Annotated in this window: 17 protein-coding genes; 12 read left to right on the top strand and 5 right to left on the bottom strand. The window is 36.3% G+C overall.

Annotation, left to right across the window (positions count from 1 at the left end):
- Positions 1-216: 216 nt before the first annotated feature.
- From HCX49_RS16290 to HCX49_RS25735, 5 genes are all read right to left on the bottom strand, one after another.
- Positions 217-738: a hypothetical protein gene (locus HCX49_RS16290; RefSeq protein WP_132769398.1), complete on the bottom strand. Its 522-nt coding sequence runs from the start codon at positions 736-738 to the stop codon at positions 217-219.
- An 18-nt stretch (positions 739-756) separates the two neighbouring features.
- The gene (locus HCX49_RS16285; RefSeq protein ID WP_132769397.1) at positions 757-1,461 is read right to left on the bottom strand and encodes a hypothetical protein; all 705 of its coding nucleotides are present in this window, start codon (positions 1,459-1,461) and stop codon (positions 757-759) included.
- Between the two features lie 65 nt (positions 1,462-1,526).
- A complete protein-coding gene (locus tag HCX49_RS16280; protein WP_021191957.1) occupies positions 1,527-2,453 on the bottom strand; it encodes an EamA family transporter in 927 nt (308 codons plus the stop codon).
- Entirely contained in the window at positions 2,453-2,839 is a 387-nt protein-coding gene (locus HCX49_RS16275; protein ID WP_021191956.1) for a RidA family protein, read from the bottom strand. Before HCX49_RS16275 ends, HCX49_RS16280 begins: the two co-directional genes overlap by 1 nt.
- Positions 2,840-2,849: 10 nt before the next feature.
- Positions 2,850-2,981 (bottom strand): DUF6728 family protein, encoded by a 132-nt coding sequence (locus HCX49_RS25735; protein WP_310437834.1) that lies wholly within the window; start codon positions 2,979-2,981, stop codon positions 2,850-2,852.
- A gap of 68 nt (positions 2,982-3,049) precedes the next feature.
- Between HCX49_RS25735 and nagA the strand changes: the two genes are divergently transcribed.
- The 12 genes from nagA to HCX49_RS25590 all read left to right on the top strand — a co-directional run bounded on the left by nagA (position 3,050) and on the right by HCX49_RS25590 (position 23,860).
- Positions 3,050-4,162 carry an N-acetylglucosamine-6-phosphate deacetylase gene (gene nagA, locus HCX49_RS16270; RefSeq protein ID WP_132769395.1) on the top strand — a complete coding sequence of 371 codons (1,113 nt, stop codon included), beginning with the start codon at positions 3,050-3,052 and terminating at the stop codon, positions 4,160-4,162.
- A gap of 69 nt (positions 4,163-4,231) precedes the next feature.
- Positions 4,232-5,839, top strand: coding sequence for a glycoside hydrolase family 10 protein (locus HCX49_RS16265; protein ID WP_132769394.1), 1,608 nt, complete (start codon positions 4,232-4,234; stop codon positions 5,837-5,839).
- A gap of 165 nt (positions 5,840-6,004) precedes the next feature.
- Positions 6,005-6,553, top strand: a complete 549-nt coding sequence (locus tag HCX49_RS16260; RefSeq protein WP_132769392.1) for an acyl-CoA thioesterase — start codon at positions 6,005-6,007, stop codon at positions 6,551-6,553.
- A 243-nt stretch (positions 6,554-6,796) separates the two neighbouring features.
- The gene (locus HCX49_RS16255) at positions 6,797-9,880 is read left to right on the top strand and encodes a SusC/RagA family TonB-linked outer membrane protein (protein WP_132769390.1); all 3,084 of its coding nucleotides are present in this window, start codon (positions 6,797-6,799) and stop codon (positions 9,878-9,880) included.
- A gap of 4 nt (positions 9,881-9,884) precedes the next feature.
- Positions 9,885-11,516, top strand: coding sequence for a SusD/RagB family nutrient-binding outer membrane lipoprotein (locus tag HCX49_RS16250; RefSeq protein ID WP_021191952.1), 1,632 nt, complete (start codon positions 9,885-9,887; stop codon positions 11,514-11,516).
- Between the two features lie 51 nt (positions 11,517-11,567).
- Positions 11,568-12,209: an N-acetylmuramoyl-L-alanine amidase gene (locus HCX49_RS16245; protein WP_132769388.1), complete on the top strand. Its 642-nt coding sequence runs from the start codon at positions 11,568-11,570 to the stop codon at positions 12,207-12,209.
- Positions 12,210-12,692: 483 nt separating this feature from the next.
- Positions 12,693-13,910 carry an exo-beta-N-acetylmuramidase NamZ domain-containing protein gene (locus HCX49_RS16240; protein ID WP_168127625.1) on the top strand — a complete coding sequence of 406 codons (1,218 nt, stop codon included), beginning with the start codon at positions 12,693-12,695 and terminating at the stop codon, positions 13,908-13,910.
- Between the two features lie 57 nt (positions 13,911-13,967).
- The gene (locus HCX49_RS16235) at positions 13,968-17,426 is read left to right on the top strand and encodes a SusC/RagA family TonB-linked outer membrane protein (protein WP_132769384.1); all 3,459 of its coding nucleotides are present in this window, start codon (positions 13,968-13,970) and stop codon (positions 17,424-17,426) included.
- A gap of 5 nt (positions 17,427-17,431) precedes the next feature.
- Positions 17,432-19,294: a RagB/SusD family nutrient uptake outer membrane protein gene (locus HCX49_RS16230; RefSeq protein WP_237682827.1), complete on the top strand. Its 1,863-nt coding sequence runs from the start codon at positions 17,432-17,434 to the stop codon at positions 19,292-19,294.
- 170 nt (positions 19,295-19,464) lie between these two features.
- Positions 19,465-21,318 carry a PQQ-binding-like beta-propeller repeat protein gene (locus tag HCX49_RS16225; protein ID WP_168127624.1) on the top strand — a complete coding sequence of 618 codons (1,854 nt, stop codon included), beginning with the start codon at positions 19,465-19,467 and terminating at the stop codon, positions 21,316-21,318.
- Positions 21,319-21,338: 20 nt separating this feature from the next.
- Positions 21,339-23,165, top strand: a complete 1,827-nt coding sequence (locus HCX49_RS16220; RefSeq protein ID WP_237682826.1) for a glycoside hydrolase family 9 protein — start codon at positions 21,339-21,341, stop codon at positions 23,163-23,165.
- Positions 23,166-23,203: 38 nt separating this feature from the next.
- Positions 23,204-23,860: a polysaccharide deacetylase family protein gene (locus HCX49_RS25590; RefSeq protein ID WP_237682825.1), complete on the top strand. Its 657-nt coding sequence runs from the start codon at positions 23,204-23,206 to the stop codon at positions 23,858-23,860.
- The last annotated feature ends 9 nt before the right edge of the window (positions 23,861-23,869 follow it).

Raw genomic sequence — 23,869 nt, 5'->3', positions numbered from 1 at the left:
AATACTGCTGTTTGTTTTATTATTCTGAGAGCTCAACAACGGGTTTGTTATTGACGCATTTTACTCCTTTGGGATATGTATATTTTCCTGTCGAACAATTCGGCTTTTCACGTTCTATGATATTCTTTTTTAAGGAATTGTAAAGTGCAATATCTTTCATGATTTCCGGACGTTCTGCTGTTCTAATATAAGCTATATGTTCAACTCCACAGTTTTTTAAGAGTATTGTCGTACCCCAGTTTCGGTTCCGCTACAAGTAAGATTATTCAGGTATTTGTCGATCTTTATTTTTAAAGGGGCAATACGTATTTTACTTTCTGATAAGCTTAAATCTTTTATGTACAGCAATTTGGCTTTTCCATTTACGCAGGAAAGTTGAGTGGGTTCACTATTAAACAAAATATACTCCTCACAGGGTTCGTAAATAATTCCTTCTTTGATACCGGCATTGACTTCGTTGGATCTAAGTGCTAGATATTCCTCCCATAGTTTGTTGAATTGTGATTTGAAACGTTTATGCACAGGGAAATAAACATGCCCACACCAAAAGTTGCTGACTTTTTCAATGTTCCAGTCGTTCAAATTTTCACATTTTTCTGAAGCAATGAGTTTATCAATTTCGGCTTTCTTTTCTTCAGCTTTAGCAGACCATTGTTCAGAAGTAAAATCGTCTTTTTTGCAAGCACTAAAAAGTAACATAAATAGAAACAAATAGCTGACTAGTTTTATAAATTTCATATCGAGTAAGTATAAAGTCTAAAAGACTAAAATCGGTTTATTATTTTCACATCGTACGGATTTGGGGGCGGGGCCACTATTCGGAGTACAATTTTGTAGTTCTTTATCTAATTGTGTTAGATGGAAATATAAGGTATTATATTCTGTAAGAATTGTATAAAATCCATTACGATATGTTTGATTAGCAATGGTTGGAATCCATATTTGGGAACAATCTTTTTTTATGCCAGTAACTATCCAATCATTCGCCGCGGTACATGGTTTATCTTTAAAGTAATGCTGCAGTGTTTCACTTCTTTCGTTTAGAGCCTTTCGTGTCTGTTCGGTATTGAAATCTTCGACAGTTTTTACCTTTGCAAATCCATTCTGGCATATGATTCCGAAATGTACAGGCATATGTAGAGATACAAAGTTTGGATATGGCCGATCATCAGCGTCCATGGCTTTTGTTAATAAATTAGTATGTTCTTTTTTTAGAAGATCATATTTGTTTTTTATTGTGGGAGAAACGGGTAAGTAACCTCGAGTATTTGGATCTAACAATAAGGTATCGACGTACCACTTGCTGATGTCTCCGCATGAAATACTTTGTGTCAACAATTGCATTTCTTGATATTTCTCTGATGCTTTTTTATAAAGCTCATCATAAGAAAGGTGATCTTTTTTACACGATAGTATCGTGAGCACTAAAAAAGAAAGTGTAAAAAATCGATAGATTTTCATTGCATTAAGGTTACATGGTTAATATTAGTTTATTAACCATGTAAACGTAACTAAAACAGGTTGTGCTACATGTGTTTTTTCCTTTTAAAGAGAAATTTTATTTTATCAGAATTGAAGATAATAATGGCAATGAAAATAAGGCCATATGCCCAGAACTTATAAGGATCTACCTGTTCCCGAAAGTATGTAACAGCGAGTGCGAATGCAATGATGGGATTAATATATAACATGATCCCCAGTGTCGAAGAAGATATTCTCTTTAAAGCATACATGCTCGAGAAGAGCGGTATGATTGTGAACAATAGTGCTATGGTTAAAGTAACAGTCCAAAATGTGCTGTCTTGAGGTATTGGACTTTGATCAACGAGCATTTGAGGTATAATGAATAATGTACAGATGGCAAGTTGGATTGCCAGCATATTGAGCTTGTCAAACCCTTGTATAATACGCTGTAATACCAAATAAAAGGCATATAGTGAGCCAATGGTTAAAGACCATAATACTTCTGTAAGTGATCCGGTTGCCAACATGCATACACCAGTAATAGCAATAAGTAAAGATACCTTTTGGGCTATATTTAAGTTTTCTTTTAAAATTAAATAGCCTGCTGCAGTCGTGATTAATGGACATAAGATGTAAGCAAAGGCACCGGCCTGTACACTGATGCTATTAATGCAGTAGATATACGTATACCAGTTTGCAAATAAAAGTATAGCCGAAATAAGGGTAAGATAGGTAATCTTAGTTCTGTTATTCTTGGGCAGTTGCCTAAAATAATTATAATCAGCTCTAATGTCGGCCTTTCTGAAAACGATATTGAAGAGCCAAAGAAGTGAAACGGCTAATATGATGCGGTAATGGAGGATATCTTCTGCTGACCAATTTTTTAATAAGCGTATAGGGACAGCCATAAACCCCCAGATTAAAGGACCTAAAAAAGCCGCTAAGAAATACTTTCCGCGGCCTTCAGTATCTTGTTCTATGTTTGCCATTAATCTTTCCAAGCAATCACGGAGATTTCTACATTTACATTTTTTGGAAGAGTCTTTACAGCAACACATTCACGTGCAGGCTGTGCTGTAGTGAAGTATTGTGCGTAGACTTCATTTACTGTAGCAAAGTCATCCATACTACTTAAGAAAATAGATGCTTTAACAACATCTTCAAATCCATAGCCTGCGTTTTTTAAGATGGCATCAACATTCTTTAACACTTGATGTGCTTCATCTGCAGCTCCTGTTGTGATTAATTCCATAGTTTCAGGAATTAAAGGAATTTGTCCGGAAACGTATAATGTTTTGTCAGCTTTTATAGCTTGGTTGTAAGGACCAATTGCGGCTGGTGCTTTTTCGGTATTTAAAATAATTTTTTGAGACATATGCTGGTATTTAGGATGCAAAGAAAAACTTGTAAATCAGCGCCAGAATGAAAACGATGATGGCTATAGCATTAATAATATGCATAGCTTTTAGATTGCCGTTCGTTGGGCGATTGGGGTCTTTTTTTCTAAAAAAGTACATGGAACTAAGTTACGCTAGTAAATTGATAATCGCAATGATTATCTTTAAACAATCAAAAATAAAAGATAATGAATAAACTCGCTTTAGTTGGTGGAAGAATTTTTTCAGATTATAATCTTATTGAAGATAAAACATTGCTTATTGAAAATGGAAAGATTACTGCAATAGTAGAGCCTAATCAAGTTCCAGCTGATTTTGAACAGATTGTTGTTAATGGAGCTAATATTTGTGCGGGTCTCATTGATTTACAGTTATATGGCGACGGTGATGATTTATTTTCGGCGCATTTGACTTCAGCATCTTTACAGCGCATTTCTGATCGTTTGGTTCGAAAAGGAACGACTTCATATATGATGACTTTAGCGACAAATACGTTTAAAGTTTTTCAAGAAGCGATTCAGGTTGCTGACAATTTTAAACATGATGCATTATTGGGCTTGCACCTTGAAGGGCCATTCTTGAATGCAAAGAAGAGAGGGGCTCACCCGGCTGATCTCATTGTAAAAGCAACAAAAGAAAATATTAAGGATTTGCTTGGCGAGCACAATACTGTTGTGAAAATGATGACCATTGCTCCGGAATGTATGGACGATGATGTTCTTGAGTACCTAAAATCGTATGAACTTTTATTAAGTGCAGGGCATAGTGATGCAACATTTAAGGAAGGCACTAAAGGTTTTGATTTGGGGATTCCCACAAGTACCCACCTATTTAATGCGATGTCTTCTTTACATCATCGGGAGGTTGGTATGGTAGGAGCTATTTTCAATCATCCAACAGCATGTTCGAGTATAATTACAGATGGACATCACGTCAGTTTCGAGGCCGTTAAAGTGGCTAAAAAACAAATGGGCGAACGATTGTTTTTGATATCAGATGCAGTTGCTGCTTGTGCAAAAGGAATCTATCAACATGTGTTGAATGACGGTTATTATTCACTGCCCGACGGGACGATTTCGGGAGGAGCCATTTCTTTATTTGAATCGGTTAGAAATATAGTGCAACAGGTTGGTGTTCCATTGGACGAGGCGATACGGATGGGAACTACTTATCCAGCAAGACTGCTAAAGCGTACAGATATTGGAAACCTGAATATAGGAAGTATAGCTAATGTGATCATTTTTACTTCTAATTTTGAACTTCAAGATGTTCTGGTTAAAGGAAAGTTAATATCGCGCTAGTGCTCTTGATACAAATCCATAATCCGTACATTTGTAACTTATTTTGAAATAATTCCTTAACATTTTTTAATGAAACATCACTTATTAATACTTTCAGTTGCTTTATTCTTATTTTCATGCTCTTCCAAAAAGAATAGAAAAACAGAAGAGGTAAAAGCCACACCTGCTGTAATTGTACAGCATCCGGATAAAAAGGATAAACCGCAACGTGAAAAGGTTAACATTAATATACAAGAGAAAAAGATTGAAGCACCAAAAGAAATCGCTGTGGAGCTTCCTGAAGTGCAACGTGAATTTCGTGCTGCATGGATCGCATCTGTCGCAAATATAAATTGGCCAAGTAAAAACTTTTTATCTACGGATGAACAAAAACAGGAAGCGATCCAGATTTTAGAATTTTTGAAAGCAAATAATTTCAATGCAGCTATTTTTCAGGTTCGCCCCTCGTCGGATGCGATGTATAAGAGTGATCTCGAGCCTTGGTCATATTTTTTAACAGGAGAACAAGGGAAAGCTCCTTTTCCATATTATGATCCTTTGGAATTTTGGGTTGAAGAGGCACATAAGCGGGGGATTGAATTACATGTTTGGTTAAATCCTTATCGTGCTCACCATACTTCTGGCGGTAAGTTGACAGAGGCATCTATGGCTAAAAAGATGCCCAATTCCGTTGTCCGTTTGAAGCAGGGATGGTATTGGTTTGATCCATCAAAACAATCTACTCAAGACCATGCTGCCCGTGTAGTAATGGATATTGTAAAACGTTATAACATTGACGGGGTACATTTTGATGATTATTTTTATCCTTATGCGGAATATAATGGAGGGCAGGATTTTCCGGATAATGACAGTTGGAATGATTACAAAAAGAATGGTGGTACATTGGCTCGTGCAGATTGGCGTAGAAATAGTGTAAACACATTCATTGAACGGATCTATAAAGAAATAAAAGCTGAAAAGAATTTTGTGAAATTTGGTATTAGTCCTTTTGGGATCTGGAAACCAGGTTATCCGGCAGGTATTCAAGGATCTAGTCAATATGATCAATTGTATGCAGATGCAAAGCTATGGCTTAATAAAGGCTGGGTCGATTATTATACGCCACAATTGTATTGGCCTATACAGCCTGCTAAGCAAAGTTTCACAACTTTATTGAAATGGTGGGAGAGTGAAAATACAATGCACAGACATCTTTGGCCAGGTATCAATACTGTCGGGAAACGTACAGCAGAATATTCAACTGAAATTGTAAATCAAATTGCTGCGATGCGTAATATCGTGCCAGATAGCAAAGGTATTGTTCATTGGAGCTTAGCCGGTTTAATTAAAAACCCTACGATGACAAGAGCAATTTTTGAAGGTCCTTACCAAAATAAAGTATTGATACCTAGAACGCCTTGGTTGAATGCAAATCCGATGCTGAAGCCAACTTTGTTGTTGACAGCAGAAAAAGATTTTGTTTTTGCAAAGTGGCAACATAAACAAGTAGATCAAGTTTATCACTGGATACTTTACTGCAACTATGGTGGTGAGTGGTCATATGAGATTTTTGATCCTTCGGTTACTGCCAAGCAACTTGCAAAAAGTAAGAATGGTAAAAAGTTACAGTATGTGGCAGTAAAAGCAGTGGACCGTCTGAGTAATGAGAGTCCATATATGGCGGAAAAGATTAAGTAATTTAAAATAAATCTATTAAAAGGGATATCCAAAAAGGTATCCCTTTTTTTTGTTCTGCGAATTCGTGTTTTGATGTGGTAGCGTACATTATAGTCTCGGTGTCTTAATTACATTGCTTGATAACAAGCGATTTGGAGTTCGTATTTATCTGAAGTATATTTAGATATGGAAGATACTTATAAAAAAGCTGGTGAATCTGTTATACGGATATCTCAGTTGATGTTACCCTCTAACGCCAACTTTGGCGGAAAGATTCATGGCGGCTATATTTTGTCATTGATGGATCAAATTGCTTTTGCAGTTGCCTCCAAGTTTTCCGGAAATTATTGTGTGACAGCGTCCGTTGGAAAAGTGGACTTTCTAAAGCCTATTGAAGTAGGGGAGTTGGTAACACTTATCGCTTCGGTCAATTATGTAGGAAATAGTTCGATGGAAGTTGGAATTCGTGTTGAATCGATGAATATTCAATCTGGTGAGACAAAACACTGCAATTCATCATATTTTACAATGATTGCGAAAAATGCTGAAGGCAAATCTGTTCGTGTTCCGCGACTTATATTGGAAAGTGAAAAGGAGATCTTTCGGTTTTATAAAAGTGTGATTAAAATCGAAATTGAGAAGGAGAGAGAGCGGGCTACCCTCGATTTGGAATTTGACTCTCAAGAACAACAGGAATATATCAGACAACATTACGATGTGAAAATAAATTTGTGATGATGGTGATAATAATTTAGTGGTGCGGTCTTTTGCATATTGTATTTTTTGTTTTTAAGGTTTATCAATCGATTGTATGATAACTTAATGATTTTCAAGTGTGTTTTATGGCATTTTTTGAAAATAATTACGCATAATCTTGCAAAGCTTAGAACCTTTTTATACTATTGTAAAGTAATTCGTATAAACCTGTCGGGATCGAAACATCCGATATAAACAATTGCTACTAACTAAATTATTATCATGAATAAAAAATTACTCTTATTCTGTTCGGGAGTGATGTTATCTACCAGTTTGTGGGCACAAACGAAAACTATTTCGGGAAAAGTGACCAATGCATCTGATGGGACATCAATGTCGAATGTGACTGTAAGCATCAAAGGCAAAGCAGTAAGTACGCAGACCAATCCAGATGGAAGTTTTACCATTAAAGCAGATCCTGGAGATGTGCTTATTTTTAGCACTATTGGTTCCAAACCATTGCAACAGACTGTTGGCTCAAGCTCTACCGTCAATATTGCCCTTTCCAACAGTGAAGAAGCATTGACCGAGGTAGTTGTAACTGCTATGGGGATAAAGAAGGAGAAAAAAGCTTTAGGTTATGCTGTTCAGGATATTAAGGCCGACGAGCTGATGAAGAATAAAAATCCTAATGTGATCAATTCTCTGAATGGTAAGATTGCAGGTGTGAATGTAACCAACTCTGGAGGTTCCCCCGGAGGTTCGGCATCTATTGTTATTCGTGGTGGCACATCTTTAGAAAGAGATAATCAACCTTTGTTTGTTATTGATGGTATGCCCATGGATAATTCGACTGGTCAAGGTGATAATTCAGCATTTGACGGAAATACAAATATTTCAACGACAAATGGTAATCGAGCATTAGATATTAATCCCGAAGATATTGAGTCTATTTCAGTATTAAAAGGCCCGGCTGCTGCTGCGCTTTATGGTTTGAGGGCAGCGGCCGGGGCTGTGGTTATTACCACAAAGAAGGGTAAAGAAGGTGCAACTTCTATTGGTATTAATTCGCGTATCGGTACTAATTGGGTTAATCGTCTGCCAAAGCAACAGGATAAGTTTAAACAAGGATCATATTACAATGGTTTATTTATTCCTGAAACTAGCTTATCCTGGGGTGATGCTTTTAAAGATGGGGAGAAAATCTATAATAATATGGAAGATTTCTATCAAACCGCAACTACATATGATAATTCATTTAATGTTTCTGGCGGATCTGCAAAAGGGAACTTCTATCTATCGGGTTCAAATATTAAACAGAGCGGTGTTGTGCCAACAACAGATTTCGACCGGACTACATTTCGATTTAATGCAGAGCAGAAAACAGATATCTTTACCTTTGGTGCTAATGCTTCTTTTGCACGTTCCTCAACTCGTAAAACTTTAACTGGATCTGGTTTATGGGGTGGTTCTGGTTCGGGCTATATGGAATCTATAATTGCTTGGCCGAGAAATTCAAATATGCGAGATTGGATAAATCCTGATGGTTCACAGCATTTATTATTGCCAAATATTCCATTGTTAGATAATGCGGATAATCCATATTGGACGATTAATAAGAATCCACAAAATGATAAAACAGATCGTTTTTTAGGTACTGCTTATGCCTCTGCTAAAATTACGAGTTGGTTAGATGCTACATATCGTCTAGGTATCGATAATTATACTACGGATTTTAGTACATTAATTTCTCCTGGATCTGCAGTCAAATTGGCCTGGCAGAATGGTATGCTTTCTGAAGGAAAAAGACAATACTCCTATTTGAATTCAAATTTCATGTTAAATTTCCATAAAGTAATTGCTGAAGACTGGGATTTAAATTTGTTATTAGGGACTTCTGCTGAAGATACTCACATACAGGCAAATTCTTTACGTGCAGAAAATTTTTCTATTCCAAATTTTCAAAGTATCAATAATGCCGAAAATGGAGATAAATATTTAAATCAAGTAATCACGGATAAGCGCTTATTAGGTGTTTATGGTGAATTTAGAGCGGGATATAAAAATTTGGCGTTCTTTAGTGTTACTGGAAGAAATGATTGGTCTTCAACTTTGCCAATCCAAAACCGTTCATTTTTCTACCCATCTGTTTCAGGAAGTTTAATTTTCACTGAGCTAATGGAAAAGAATGATATGTTATCATTTGGAAAATTACGAGCATCGTATGCTCAAGTGGGAAAAGATGCTCCGGCATATCAAACCAATACTTATTTGTTTGGTCCTGAATTAACGATAGGTGGAGGTTATAGAAATGCCTGGACACGAGGTAATGATCAATTAAAACCTGAGACAACAACCTCTATGGAATTTGGTACGGAATTGAAATTCCTAAAAAATAGATTGGGGCTAGATTTTACATACTATCAAAATAATTCGAAAGATCAAATCTTACAACCTCGTGTTTCAAACGCTACAGGTTATATCTTAAGTTATGTAAATACGGGTGAAATTGAAAATAAAGGTTTTGAGATTTCGTTAAATGCAACTCCAATAAAACGAGATCATTTCACTTGGGATATGATGTTGAATTTTTCACATAATAAAGGTGTTGTTAAATCGCTTCCTGCGGCACTCCCAATATTATATGTTACTGATGTGCAGGTGGGAAACGGTAAAGCTGCTTCTTTTGGTAATGGGAATTTTATGGGCCTGTCGGGATCAACATGGCAGAAGGATGCAGACGGAAATCTTTTATTAGATTGGGAAACAGGAAATCCTTTGACATCCACATTGACTACTACACCAATTGGCAATCGTGAACCAGATTTTATTGGAGGATTAACTAATAATTTCACGTATAAAAATTGGGATTTTTCATTCTTATTTGATTTTCGTAAAGGTGGAGATATCTTGAATGGGACAGAATATCTGATGACAACTTATGGGCTTAGTAAAGAAACAGAAAATAGAGGCCAGACACTTACCTTTACAGGGAAATCTTTAAATCCAGTTACAAAAGAATACGAGACAGTAACGCGTGAAGTTATTGCTACAGAAAAATATTATCGAGATATTTATGCAAATAACACTCCTTTTTTTGTTGAAAAAGTTAATTGGTTGCGTTTACGCTCGGTTTCATTGACTTATAGTTTACCATCATCTATCTTAAAAAGATCCAAAGTTTTCAAAGGTGCTTCTTTTAATGTAACCGGAACAAACTTGTGGTTGCTTACAAATTATTCAGGGATGGATCCGGAGACAAGTGCAGCGGGGGCGGGTGTTATCGGATCAGGTTCGGTAGGTATTGATTATGCAGGCGTTCCTGCAACTGCTGGATTTACATTTGGTGTTAATTTAAAATTCTAACGTAATGAAAAAAATATTTTATATAGCCACAACTTCTATACTATTGCTACTCAATTCTTGCAGTAAATGGTTAGATGTCAATGAAAATCCTAATTCTGCGAATTCAACAGTACCTACACCTCAACAACGACTGCCATCAATGTTGGCTCAGTTTATCGATGGATATGAGTCTGCAGGTACACGTACTTCATTTTTAGGTCAACAATTGGCAGTTGTAAATGCTAACAACAACAACTGGAATTTAACCAGGTGGAATTCAACAGCTTCTTCAACAGGCTGGCCTTGGCAATCATGGTATGTGAATACTGCGGTAAATATTGATCCATTAATTGAGAGTGCAACTAAAGTTGGAGCTTACCACTATATTGGAGTAGCAAAACTGATTAAAGCTTGGGGCTTTGGTTATATGGCTGATTTATATGGAATGTTGCCGTATGACGAGTTTGATAAAGTTAATAATCTCACACCTAAGTTTGATGATGGAGAATATGTGTACACCAAAATTTTAGCTTTAATTGATGAGGCTATCTTAGATTTGTCTAAAGAACAAGCTTCTGGAGCAGCTCCATTATCTGCCGGAGACATTTATAATAAGGGAAACGTACAGAATTGGTTGAAATTAGCTTATGGATTAAAAGCTAGATTTTTAAATCATTATAGTAAATTACCTACATATAACTCACAAGCTGTATTAGACGCTTTGGCGAAAGCTCCAATTTTAAATGATGAGAGTACAATTATACAATATATCGATGAGACAGCTACGACAAGTGATCAGAGTAAAGCTTCTTTGCAGTGGGGGAATACTGGGACTTCAGCCCGTATTACGCAATTATATTATAATTATATTACCAATAATTATCATGGCGCCCCCTCTGGTAATGCTAATGTTATTGATCCGCGATTAAACTTATTAGTTCCAAGTTCTCAGAATCCAGATGGCAGTTATCGTCAAACCTTATTTGTAGATATGACTTCGGATTTGCCAAAAACAGGCCCTGCTTCTTATGTTTATGCCAGCGCGACAAATAAATTTTCAAATAAAGATTCTGTTTATATTTCAATGCGTAAGGAGGTTGCAGCAAATGGACGAGTACTTTCAACAGGAACTTGGTATACTGAAAAAGGAGGTAAAGGATTATTATTAACTAATTCTGAAATGAAGTTCATTGAAGCAGAAGTTCGCTTTAAAAAAGGAGAATTGGGAGCTGCGCTAACCGCTTATCAAGCCGGTATCAAGGCGCATATGGAAATAATGGGTGTTAAGGCTTCTGATGTAGCAGCATATATGGCAAGTTCTTCCATAGTGCAGGAAGCTGGAAAATTAACTTTAAGTCATATCATGATTCAAAAATATATCGCTCTTTCGTACTCCCCTGAGCAATGGTCTGACTTGAGAAGAATGAATTATTGTACGGATGCATCAGGGAATTACAATGAATCAACGGGTATTTATAAAGGATTTAAAAGGCCGTCCCATGTATTTGCCACTGCTTATCCGTCGCAAATTGAATGGCCTAGACGGTTTGCAATTCCATCTTATGAAATTAATTATAACCTAACTCAAGTAAAAGCGGCTAATGCGGAAGCGGATTTGCCAACATATCAAAATCAACGTATTTGGTGGGATAAATAAAAAATAATTAGGGTTTACATTTTTTTGTAAACCCTTTTATATATTAGTGAAATGAGATATTTTTATTTTCTATTTTTATTTTTTGCCATTCGTTCATTTGCGCAGACATCTGAAATTATTCAAAAACCAATTATTTGGAATGCTGAGCGTGAGCAATTGTCTTTAGATTATTTGAAAAAAAGGCATGGTATTGTACAGCAAAAAGCCATTATTAAGCCAACAATGGTAGTAGTGCACTGGACCGCGAATAACAGTGTTCAGGCAACATTTAATACATTCAATCCAGTGCTATTGCCCGGAAGGCCTGAACTCAGAAAAGCAAGTGCTTTAAATGTTTCTTCCCAATATGTTATTGACAGAGATGGAACAATTTATCAGTTTTTACCCGATACAGTGTTTGCGAGACACACTATTGGTTTAAACTATTGTGCTATCGGTATTGAAAATATTGGAGGAGATAAGTATCCACTTACCGAAAAGCAGTTAAAAGCAAATGAGAAGCTGATTAGATACTTGAAAAGTAAGTATCCGATTGATTTTGTAATTGGCCATCATGAATATAGAGCTTTTCGAAAGACTAAATATTGGAAAGAGACTGATCCTGATTATTTTACGTCTAAATCAGATCCAGGGGATGCCTTTATGTTAAAGCTGAGGGGAAATCTGACTGATTTGAAACTTTTATCTTTATAATAGATCGAATCGATCAATGAAATAAAAGGAGCTCGTATGGGTTCCTTTTTTTGTTATTTATTTTTTTTTGAGGATTTCATTGCATTTGAGGAGTTTTTTTGTCGCTTTTGATCCCCGAAAGATATTTCTCTTATCTTTTTCTTAAGAAAGTGTTGTTTGCTGTTTTATGCTACATTCTGCATATGTATCAGTAATGTTACATTAAGGTGTATCTGTTACACTATTTGAACCACTTTTACATCTTTAAATTTTGTTTAATATGTTGTTATTTAATTAGTTGCGTTATTGAAGTGATTTTTTCTGTTAAAAAATGTTAAATAAATAGCAATTGAATATGGATAAAATAAAAGTGATCACTTACTTTGTTTTGCGTTTTTATGAGTTATTTAATTTAAAAAACGAAAACATCTACTTACATTTATTGACGAATTATCAACTATTTGGCAGTATGGTAGATATGCTGTCATCAATTTTAATTTAACTATGAAAAGACTATTTGCATTCCTTGCATTGACAAGTTTTCTTACTTTCAATTCGTGTGCTAGTAAATCAGCAATTGTAAGCAAGACTTCTTCTGTTATTAATAATTCAGAAATCTTACCTGGAGCAGATCAACTTGCAATTTATTTACCAATGCTAAAAGGTAAGAAGGTTGGGATAATGGGGAATCAAACTTCTGTTGTTGGACGATCAAAGGAACATTTGGTTGATCTATTATTTCGGGAGAAAGTGGATTTAAAATTCGCTTTTGCTCCTGAGCATGGATTTAGAGGTGATGTAGAAAGGGGGGAGAAATTTGGAAATGATGTTGACTCAAAAACAGGATTGCCTTTATATACTTTATATGGCGGTAATCAGAAACAGGATTCAATCATAAACACTATCGATGTTATGATTTTCGATCTTCAGGATGTAGGTGCTCGATTTTATACTTATATCACTTCGTTGCATCGTGTCATGGAATTATGTGCAAAACATAATAAGAAATTGATTGTTTTGGATCGACCTAATCCAAATGGAGATCAAGTAGACGGTCCAGTAAGACATGATGATAAATTTAAATCTGATGTTTCATGGCACAAAATAGCGATGATTCACGGGTTGACAATTGGTGAATTGGCGAAAATGGTTAATGGTGAAAAATGGTTAGAAAATGGAAAGCAATGTGATGTTACGGTTGTCCCTGTAAAAGGATATGATCATAAGATGATGTATGAACTGCCGGTTATTCCCTCACCAAGTCTTCCAAATGCGTTATCGGTTCGGCTGTATTTATCATTATGTCTTTTTGAGGGGACTGATATTTCCGTGGGACGTGGAACGGACTGGCCATTTCAAATTATTGGTTATACCAATCCAGTTTACGGTTCATTTACTTTTACTCCAGGTGATCGCCATGGTATGACAAAACATGTGGAAGGTAAAGGCGCTGTTAATTATGGTGTTGATCTGCGAAATATAATTCCTTCAGAGCACAAGTTTACCCTGAAATATCTCTTGGATTTTTACAATAAAACTCCTGATAAGTCAACTTTCTTTGCTCGACCTGCCTTTTTTGACAAGCTAGCGGGAACAGATCAATTAAGACTGCAGATTCTTGCGGGTAAATCGGAAGAAGAAATTAGAGCATCATGGGCTAAGGATTTAGACGCATATAAATTGATGCGTAAAAAATATTTGATCTACCCAGATTTTAAATAAAACAAACAAACTAAATATCAATATAAGCAATCATTTATTTTAAAACGCTACAATACAATGAGAAAATTTATACTATTTTCTGTTGCAGTGGGATTAAGTGTGCCTTCTAAGTCTTTCAGTAATGTGAGCAAAGAGAGTATTCTAAATAATCCTAAAGTAACACAGTCACTTTTAGCTTCATCCAAATCTGTACTTCAAAATGCAGTTCAGGGGGTAGTGACTGGACCAGATGGGCCCATATCTGAGGTAAGCGTAGTAGTTGTTGGAGGGACGGCATCTACAAAAACTGATAGCCAAGGTCATTTCAAAATTGCTGCTCCAATTGGAAGTAAATTAAGATTTACTTCTGTGGGTTATGCAACAAAAGAGGTGACAGTAACTTCTAATACAGTTAATGTAACCATAGAATCTAGCAATCAAGCTTTGGAAGAAGTCGTTGTGGTTGGTTATGGTACGCAGAAAAAAGGAAATTTGACAGGTGCTGTTTCGTCAATTTCTGTAAAAGATAATTTACAAGGCAGAGCTATTGCTGATGTTGGAAGAGGTATTCAGGGAACTACTCCAGGTTTGACCGTGGTTATTCCAAGTGGCGAGGTCGGGTCTGATCCGGTTATGAAAATACGTGGGCAGATAGGTTCTATTGCAGGAACATCTAACCCACTTATTTTGTTGGATAATGTTGAAATACCAAGTATTCAGTTGGTTAATCCTGCTGATGTGGAATCGATTACTGTATTGAAAGATGCTGCCGCATCATCAATTTATGGTGCAAAAGCAGCCTTTGGTGTTGTTTTGATTACGACAAAAAAAGGTGGATCAGGTGAAAAAGTAAATATCAATTATTCAAATAACTTTTCGTTTCAAAGCTCGGCAATCGATTATAATATGGCTGGGGTAAATGCTTTGAAATATACTTTGGAAGCTGTAGAGCGTGTTGGAGGAACCGAAGCTGGGGCTTTTTATAAAGTAAATCGTGAAAGTTATAACCGTGCTTTAGAATGGGAGAAGCTATATGGTGGAAAATTAGGTGTTAATGATCCAACTGTATATGGAAGAGATTGGTATGTGAATCCAGCTGAACCAACAAAAAAATATGGTGTACGAACTTATGATCCTCAAGATTATATGATTCGTGATGTTGCTCCTTCGTCACAACATAATCTTTCATTTTCTGGATCTGCAGGAAAAACAGATTACAATTTAAGTATGGCTACTCTCAGTCAGGCTGGAATGATGAAAACTACTGACAACGATAAGTTTAAGCGTTATAATGCTTCGTTGCGGATTTCTACCGAGCTTAACAAATATTTGACTGTGAGAGCAGGAGCGATGGTCTCTAGAAGAAATAAACAGTATCCGTATACGACTAACTCAACAACTGCAGATCCTTGGTTATATTTGTATAGATGGAGTTCGCTGTATCCAATGGGCTTGGATGAAAATGATAGAGCGATCAGAAGTCCTTGGAGTGAAACATCTGCGGCAAATACAGCCAGTCTACAAAATAATTATTTAAATCTAAATCTAGGAGCGACAGTAAAAATTAATGATAACTGGAAGTTTGATATTGATTACACATTTGCAAATAATGAGATGATCAATACTTATCCAGGAACACGATTTACAGGGGCAGATTCATGGGTTGCTGGTGTGGCTAGAAATGATGCAAATGGCGTTCCTGTTTATGTTGATAATACAGGTGCTTTAGTAGCTTCAGATGTTTCTGGTGCCATGCGTGCATACGATCTAAATTATTATCAGTATACGCCTAATGGTGGTAATCCTGATCATTATAAAAGGACAGCTGGTAACGAACGAAATAATACGATCAATGCATTGACAACTTACAATTTAAGGGTAAATGATGATCACGATTTTAAATTTATTGCAGGATTGAACCGTGTAACATTAGATTATTCTGAAAATTCTTCGCAAACATTTAATCTAATAGATTTAAATAATCCTCAGTTAGGATTTGGAATTAATACTGCATCACAACAAGCTACGGGTGATGCAAAATGGGAAGCTCAGTTGGGGTACTTTGGACGTGTGAACTATGCCTACAAGAATAAGTATCTTTTTGAGGGTAACATTAGATATGATGGTTCTTCTAAATTTCCGACAGACTTGAAATGGAAATGGTTTCCATCTTTTTCAGCTGGTTGGGTTGCTTCGGAAGAAGGTTTTATGGAATGGTCTAAGCCTGTTGTGAACCAATTGAAATTTAGAGGTTCATGGGGCTCTATTGGTGATCAAACGATTAAGCCAAGTTTATATACGTCAACTATGACTGTTGGTGAGGTGAGTTGGTTGGCTGCAGATGGTAGTAGGGTTTATGCGATCGGTACACCAACTTCTGTGCGATCGGATATATCGTGGCAAAATATTGAAACTTTGAATTTAGGAGCTGATTTAAGAGTGCTTAATAATAAGTTGGGTTTTGTATTTGATTGGTATAGAAGAAATACGAGAAATATGATTGTTCCTAGTGGAAATGTGAGTGCAACATTTGGAGCGCCAGCACCACAAGGGAATTATGGTGATATGAAGACTCAAGGATGGGAGTTTGCGGTAGACTTTAATCATAGATTTAGCAATGGTTTAGGTTTAAACATGCGTGGAACATTAGCTGATGCACAATCAACTATCTTAAAATATACAGATACGCAGTTGATCAGCAGTTATTATGTGGGTAAAAAAGTAGGAGAAATCTGGGGGTATAAAACTGATAGATTGTACCAAGCTTCAGATTTTGAATATGATGCCGCTGGAGCATTAGTTAAAACAACAGATAAAGGTAAAATAGTAAATAAATTATCTGACCCTAAAGGCGCTTACCAAGGATATTTGCAGAATAGCAGTGACTTTATTTTCGGGCCTGGTGATGTAAAATTTGCTGATTTAAACGGTGATGGAGTTATCAATGATGGAAGTAAGACCGTTAATGATCATGGGGATTTAGCAATCTTGGGGAATGAGACGCCTAGATATGAATATGGTTTCCGTTTAGGTCTTGATTTTAAGGGGTTTGATTTTTCTGCGTTTGTTCAAGGTATTGGGAAACGTGAAATGTGGGGTAATGGTTCGTTAGCGATTGCTGGCTATCAATCCTCTGACGGTGCAATGCCTTCAACTATTGCCGATAATTTTTGGTCTGCCGATAATCTTGAAGCATTTTATCCTAGAGCTTATAATAATGGTGGTAACAATCTGAATAATAATATGCAAATCCAATCGAGATACCTGTTGGACTTATCATACCTGCGTGTTAAAAATATAACGTTGGGTTATTCGTTGCCAACTACGATGCTGAATAAAGTTTATATTAAATCAGCACGTGTCTATACGTCATTAGAGAATTTCTTTACAAAAGATCATGTAAATGGATTGCCTATCGATCCTGAAGTGATAAATGGTTATTCAATGTTTAATGACACGAATTATAACTCGGGAAGAACAGGGATTGGTACGCCTACTTTTAAGTCGGTATCGTTTGGTGTTCAAGTTAATTTTTAATAACAATGAAAATGAAATATTCAAAGAAAATAGCATACGTTGCTTTTGGGGCAATGGCTTTGTTTTCATCATGTAATAAGGAAGTGTTAGATAGAAATCAATTGACACAGTTGGAAGATGAAAATAGTTGGGGAAATGAATTGGGACTTCGGTTATATGCGAATGGGTTTTATCAAAATTACTTTGTGGGGTATAATAGTGCTTGGGGGACAGATTATGCTCCGGTTACTGGTTATACGTTCTCAGATGATTTGACAAATAGAAACGTTCAGACAAATTTTGAAAATGCTGTTCCTGCATCTCGTGTAGGTTCTGGTAGCACGATTACTGCTATGGAGGCTCCATCTATGTTGACGCAGTATTCTGGCCCAACATGGAATTTTGCTTGGGTAAGAAAGGCAAATATTTTTATCAATAGAATCGATACTAAAACTAAACCAAATATTACCACTGAAGCCTATAATCATTGGACTGCAGTTGCGCGCTTTTTTAGAGGGTTTGAATATAGTCGCTTAGTGGAGGTTTTTGGTGATGTTCCTTATTTTGATCGTGAACTCGCGGATAATGATACCCAATTAATGTATAAAGACCGTGATAAACGCGGTGAGGTAATGGATAAGGTTTACGAAGACTTTAAATATGCCTTGGAGAATATGAGAATCAATGACGGTAAACAGTATTTGAATAGATATATTGCCGCATCTTTTATTTCTAGATTAATGTTGTTTGAAGGATCATTTCAATATTATCATAACCTGGATAAAAATAGGGCTAAGAAATATCTTGAATTAGCACAACAAGCTTCTGAAATTGTTATCAATTCGAACGCGTATTCATTTACGAGTGATTTTAAAAGTTTGTTTTCTTCAGATGATCTAAGCGCCAATAAAGAGGTGATCATGTATAGAGCCTACGATAATGGTAAAAGTGTTACGCATAGTGTAGGATCTTATAGTAACGGAACTGAAGGACAAAATTCAGCAGCCAATTTAGTATTGATGAAATCGTTTATTTGTAACGATGGTAAGCCTTGGCAAAATTCTACTGCAACAAATGCAAGTAGTTTCAAGATAAAAGATTTGGCAGTGTCGCGTGATCCTAGATTTGAGGCTTCATTTTATGAAAAACCATTAAGTTCTTCTGCGACTTTATTGTATGCTTTTAAATTTGCTTCTCGTGAGGCTCTTACTTATTTAGGCAAAACATATCCTGCGGCTTGGGCTAGTAATACAAATATTACTGATGCGCCTGTCATTCGTCTAGCTGAAGTTGTATTGAACTGGGTCGAGACGAAACAGATTTTAGCTGAAGGTTTTGGTGGAGCTGCAGTTACGCAGTCGGATCTGGATAAGTCGGTTAATGCGATCAGAAACCGTCCAATTGATGCTATTGCAACTTCAAAAGGAGTTAAAAAAACTGCGCCTTTAATTCTTGGAGCTATTGCGGTAGATCCTTCTCGTGATGGTGATGTTTCTCCTTTGATGTGGGAAATTCGTCGTGAACGCCGAATGGAATTTGTGTACGAAGGTTTTAGATTGTTGGATATTAAGCGCTGGAAAAAACTTAATTACATGGATTATAGTAAAAATCAAGACTATTTCTTAGGCCCGTGGTTAGATGTGAAAACAGATATGCCTAGTTTACTAAATAAGAGTAATGAAGGTAAATTGAAAGTTGTGAATGCAACCGGTGCGACAATTACATATAATGGTAGCAATGCTGATCAATTGGTTGGTTTTTATATGGTTGAAAATGCGCAACATAGAGAACCTTTCACAGATCGCTCTTATATGGCTCCAGTTGGTCAGGCTCAGGTTAACGAGTATAAAGACAGAGGATATACATTAACACAAACAGCAGGCTGGTAGTCTTTGACTACTGGGTTATTAGAGCCACTTAATTTAAGTGGCTCTTTTTATTTGTTTCCATTGATCAATATATAAAAGTCTTTGTTTGCGTTATTATTTTATGTTATTGCACAAACATGCATGTTTGTGCATTTTTTTAAGTATATTTACTTTAATAACTGATTCCTATAATGATAAAAAGAACCTATAGTTTTATTTGCATAATGATTTTTGCCTTCAATTTCTTGCATGCGCAAACTTTCAAATTTGCTCATGTAACAGATACGCATGTTGGCGGTGCAACTGGAGAAGAAGATTTACGTCGAACCGTAAAAGATCTGAATACATTAAAAGATATTGATTTTGTTATTTTATCGGGTGATATTACAGAGTTTGGTGCGGATCATGAATTGAAATTGGCCAAGCAGATACTGGATAGCTTGTCATTACCCTGGTATGTAATACCTGGAAATCATGATGGTAACTGGTCTGAAAATGGGGCTAATACATTTCGTAGTGTGTTTGGAGGTGAAACCTTCTTCTTTAAACATAAAGGATTTATATTTTTGGGAACAAACTCTGGTCCTAACATGCGGATGAGTCCCGGTCAGATTCCGAGGGAAAACCTAGTGTGGATGGATTCTGTGTTTATTGCTCATCCTGATCGTAATACCCCTCTCATATATATCAATCATTATCCGCAAGATTCTTCTTTAAATAATTGGTTTGAAGCGTTGGATCGTGTGAAATCTAGGAATGTGCAATTGGCTTTTTGTGGACATGGTCATATAAATAAAGTGTACGACTGGGAGGGTATACCCGGGATCATGGGGAGGTCAAATTTGCGCGCCAAGAATGAGTATGGTGGTTATAATATTGTGACGATTGACCAGGGTAAGGCTACTTGTCAAGAACGTACAGTTGATGGAACTTACTTGGATCCTTGGGCAGTGATCCCGCTAGAAAATCATCATTTTGAACTAGATAAAAAGAAATATCCAAGACCAAATTACGCAGTTAATGAAAAATTTGCCTCTAAAGTTGCTGTGGATTGGGTTTTTCAAGATGAGAGTGATATCGGTTCTGGAATGGCACTTTATAAAGATTTGATCATTACAGCAAATACTTCAGGTGATGTTTTTGCTTTGGATAATAATACGGGACAGAAAAAATGGTCATTTAAAACTGGTGGTAAAGTTTATTCAACACCAGCTGCTTGGAAGGGGGTTGTTATCGTCGGTTCTTCAGATCATTATATCTATGGATTGGATGCAGAAAGTGGACTGTTAAAATGGAAAGTAAAAACAGGAAAAGCTGTTTTGGGATCACCTTTGATTCAGAGTGGCACTGCATACATCGGTGGTTCGGATGGAGTTTTTAGAGCATTGGATGTATTGACTGGAAAGGAAAAGTGGAATTTTAAGGGTGTAAAGGGGTATGTTTCTACGCTTCCAACTTATTATCAAAATCTAATTATTTTTGGTTCATGGGGTAATGGTTTTTATGCCTTAAATGCGCAGTCAGGTAAATTAGAGTGGGAATGGAATAATGGGCATGCAAATCGGATGTTTTCAGCTGCTGCTTGTTATCCCGTTGCGGTGAATAACGCCATTTATGTAGTAGCTCCAGATCGGTTTATGACAGCATTAAATGCAAAAGATGGAACGGTTATCTGGCGAGAGAAGAAGGATACGATACGAGTTAGAGAGTCAATGGGTTTATCAACTGATCATAAATATGTTTATGTGAAAACAATGGATGGTGATTTACTTGGTATTTCCACCAAAGCTGATAAAATGGAAGTCTCATGGAAATCAGATTTGAAACTTCCATATGAACTAACCCCGTCAGCGATAACCGCTAACAGTAAAATTGTTTTTGTACCAAGTCATTCAGGTTTGCTGTCAGCTGTTAATGCCTCATCAGGAGCTGTAATGTGGCAATATAAAATATCAAATGGTATGGTCAATCCGCCATTGATTATGGGTAATAAAGGGTTAGTTTGCAGCACAATGGACGGTAAAATTGTTAAACTAAAATTTTAACTTTATAAAAGTTCTAAATTATGAAATTAACTACACAAAACTTATTACATTTACAGCGAGTTTTTATGCTTGTTTTTGCATGTTTTGTTTTTAACTTTGCGAAAGCGCAAGAACAGGCATGGATAAGAGTGAACCAATTAGGGTATACACCTGCAGGAATTAAAGTTGCGGTATTTGGAGCAAAGGAAAAGGCTGATTATACTCGGTTTGAACTGATTGATGTGAAAACGCAGAAAAGTGTATTTTCGAATCTAATCGGTAAAGATTTTGGAACTTATGGACCATTTGTGCAAAGCTTTAGGTTTGATTTTTCAGCATATCGCGATACGGGTTCTTATTATTTAAGAGTTGGAAAAGTGAAATCACCAGTTTTTAAAATTGGAAAGGATGTATATAAAGGAGCTGCTGATTTTGCACTTCGTTATATGCGGCAACAAAGAACACTTTTTAACCCGTATCTGAAAGATAGCTGTCATACACACGATGGTTTTGTATTGCATGCTAATAAGGTAGGTATTGCAGATAGCTCACGTATTGATGCAGGAGGAGGCTGGCATGATGCTTCCGATTATTTGCAATATTCAACGACTTCGGCAAATGCTACTTATCATTTGTTAGCGGCTTATAGAGATTTTCCAAAAGTATTTGGTGATCAAAAGCAGGCAAATGGATTGGATGGCCAGAATGGTCGCGCTGATGTGCTGGACGAAGCAAAATGGGGATTGGATTGGTTGCTGAAGATGCATCCTGCGCCAAACTTAATGTTTAACCAGATTGCAGATGACCGTGATCATACGAATATGAGAATGCCAGGTGAAGATCCTTTTTATGGAAGAGGTTTTGAAAGACCTGTTTATTTTATAAATGGAGAACCGCAACAAAGAGGTAAGTTTATGAATAATACAACTGGTACAAGTTCAACGGCAGCCAAATTTTCGAGTGCTTTTCATCTGGGTAGTTCTTTGTTTCGAAATGATGATATTAAATATGCTAAAACTTTGGCTAAAAAAGCCAAAACAGCATATAACTTTGCATTAATAAAACCTGGGGTAACACAAACAGTATCAGTGAAGTCTCCTTATATTTATGCCGAGGATAATTGGGTTGATGACATGGAACTTGCTGGAGCAATGTTTTATGGAGCAACAAATAAGAAGCGGTTTTTAAATGAATCGATAGTTTATGCGCGGCAGGAGAAAATTACGCCGTGGATGGAAACAGATACCGCAGCACATTATCAATGGTATCCATTTATTAATCTAGGGCATTATGAACTGGGAAAACAGCTAAAAGGCAATGATCGCGAGGAGATTGTCTCATATTATAAGTCTGGAATAGCGTCGGTTTTTGAACGGGCAAAAACAAATGCCTTTTATAGGGGTGTTCCTTTTATTTGGTGCAGTAATAATTTGACTGTATCCTTCGCTATTCAATGTTTATGGTATAAAGAATTGACACAGGATACACAATATGATGAATTGGCACAAGCAAATATAGATTGGATCTTCGGTACAAATCCTTGGGGTACAAGCATGGTTTATGGCCTGCCTTCGTGGGGCGATACACCGGTTAATCCGCATTCTGCTTTTACTCATTTAAAGAATTTTCCAATTGATGGTGGGTTAGTTGATGGTCCCATAATGACTTCGACATATCGTAATCTGATCGGAATTAAATTGCTCAATGAGGATCCGTATGCGGCATTTCAAAGTGATCTTGTTGTTTATCATGATGATTATGGTGACTATAGTACAAATGAACCTACAATGGATGGTACTGCTTCATTGATCTATTTGTTAGCTTCTCAAGAACAAAAGGCCTTAGAGGAGCCTCAAATAAAAAAGTAGTCAAAGATTCTTTTGGAGCTATCGTGAGAGGAGATAGCTTGCAAAAGCAATTAGCGCTGGTTTTTACAGGACATGATTTAGCTGATGGTGGATTGACGGTGCTAAAAATATTGAAAGAAAAGGATGTAAAGGGTTCTTTCTTTCTAACAGGAGACTTTTTGAGAACATCCAAATTTCGTTCTGTTGTAAAGGAGATTAAAAGGAATAAAAATTATCTTTCTGCTCATTCTGATAAACACTTATTGTTTAGTGACTGGGGCAATAGACAAGGTTTATTAGTAACAAAGGATTCATTTATCCAAGATTTGGAGATGAATTTCAGGGAATTAGAAAAATTAGGTTTTCGAACCGATAACAAATATTTTATTCCTTCGTATGAATGGTACAATCAGGAGATTGTAACTTGGAGTGAGCAAATGGGATATGTTCCCATTAATTATACTCCTGGATTACGAACTGCCGCCGATTATAGTTATCCTGAAATGGGTAAACGATATTTATCTTCCGATGATATTGAAAAGGGGCTATGGGAACAAAATAAAAAGCTAAACGGATTAAATGGATTTATCATACTCATACATATGGGCACAGACTCACGTCGAAAAGATAAATTTTATCACCGTTTAGGTAAAATAATAGATAAGTTAAAGAAAGAGGAATATCAATTTGTCGATATTCGTGAGTTATTACAATAGAATAAAGGA

Origin of the sequence: Sphingobacterium sp. B16(2022) (assembly GCF_012030425.1) — a bacterium.
GTDB lineage: Bacteria > Bacteroidota > Bacteroidia > Sphingobacteriales > Sphingobacteriaceae > Sphingobacterium > Sphingobacterium anhuiense.
The sequence above is the reverse complement of the archived record's forward strand: the minus strand, read 5'-3'. Positions and strand labels throughout refer to the sequence as shown.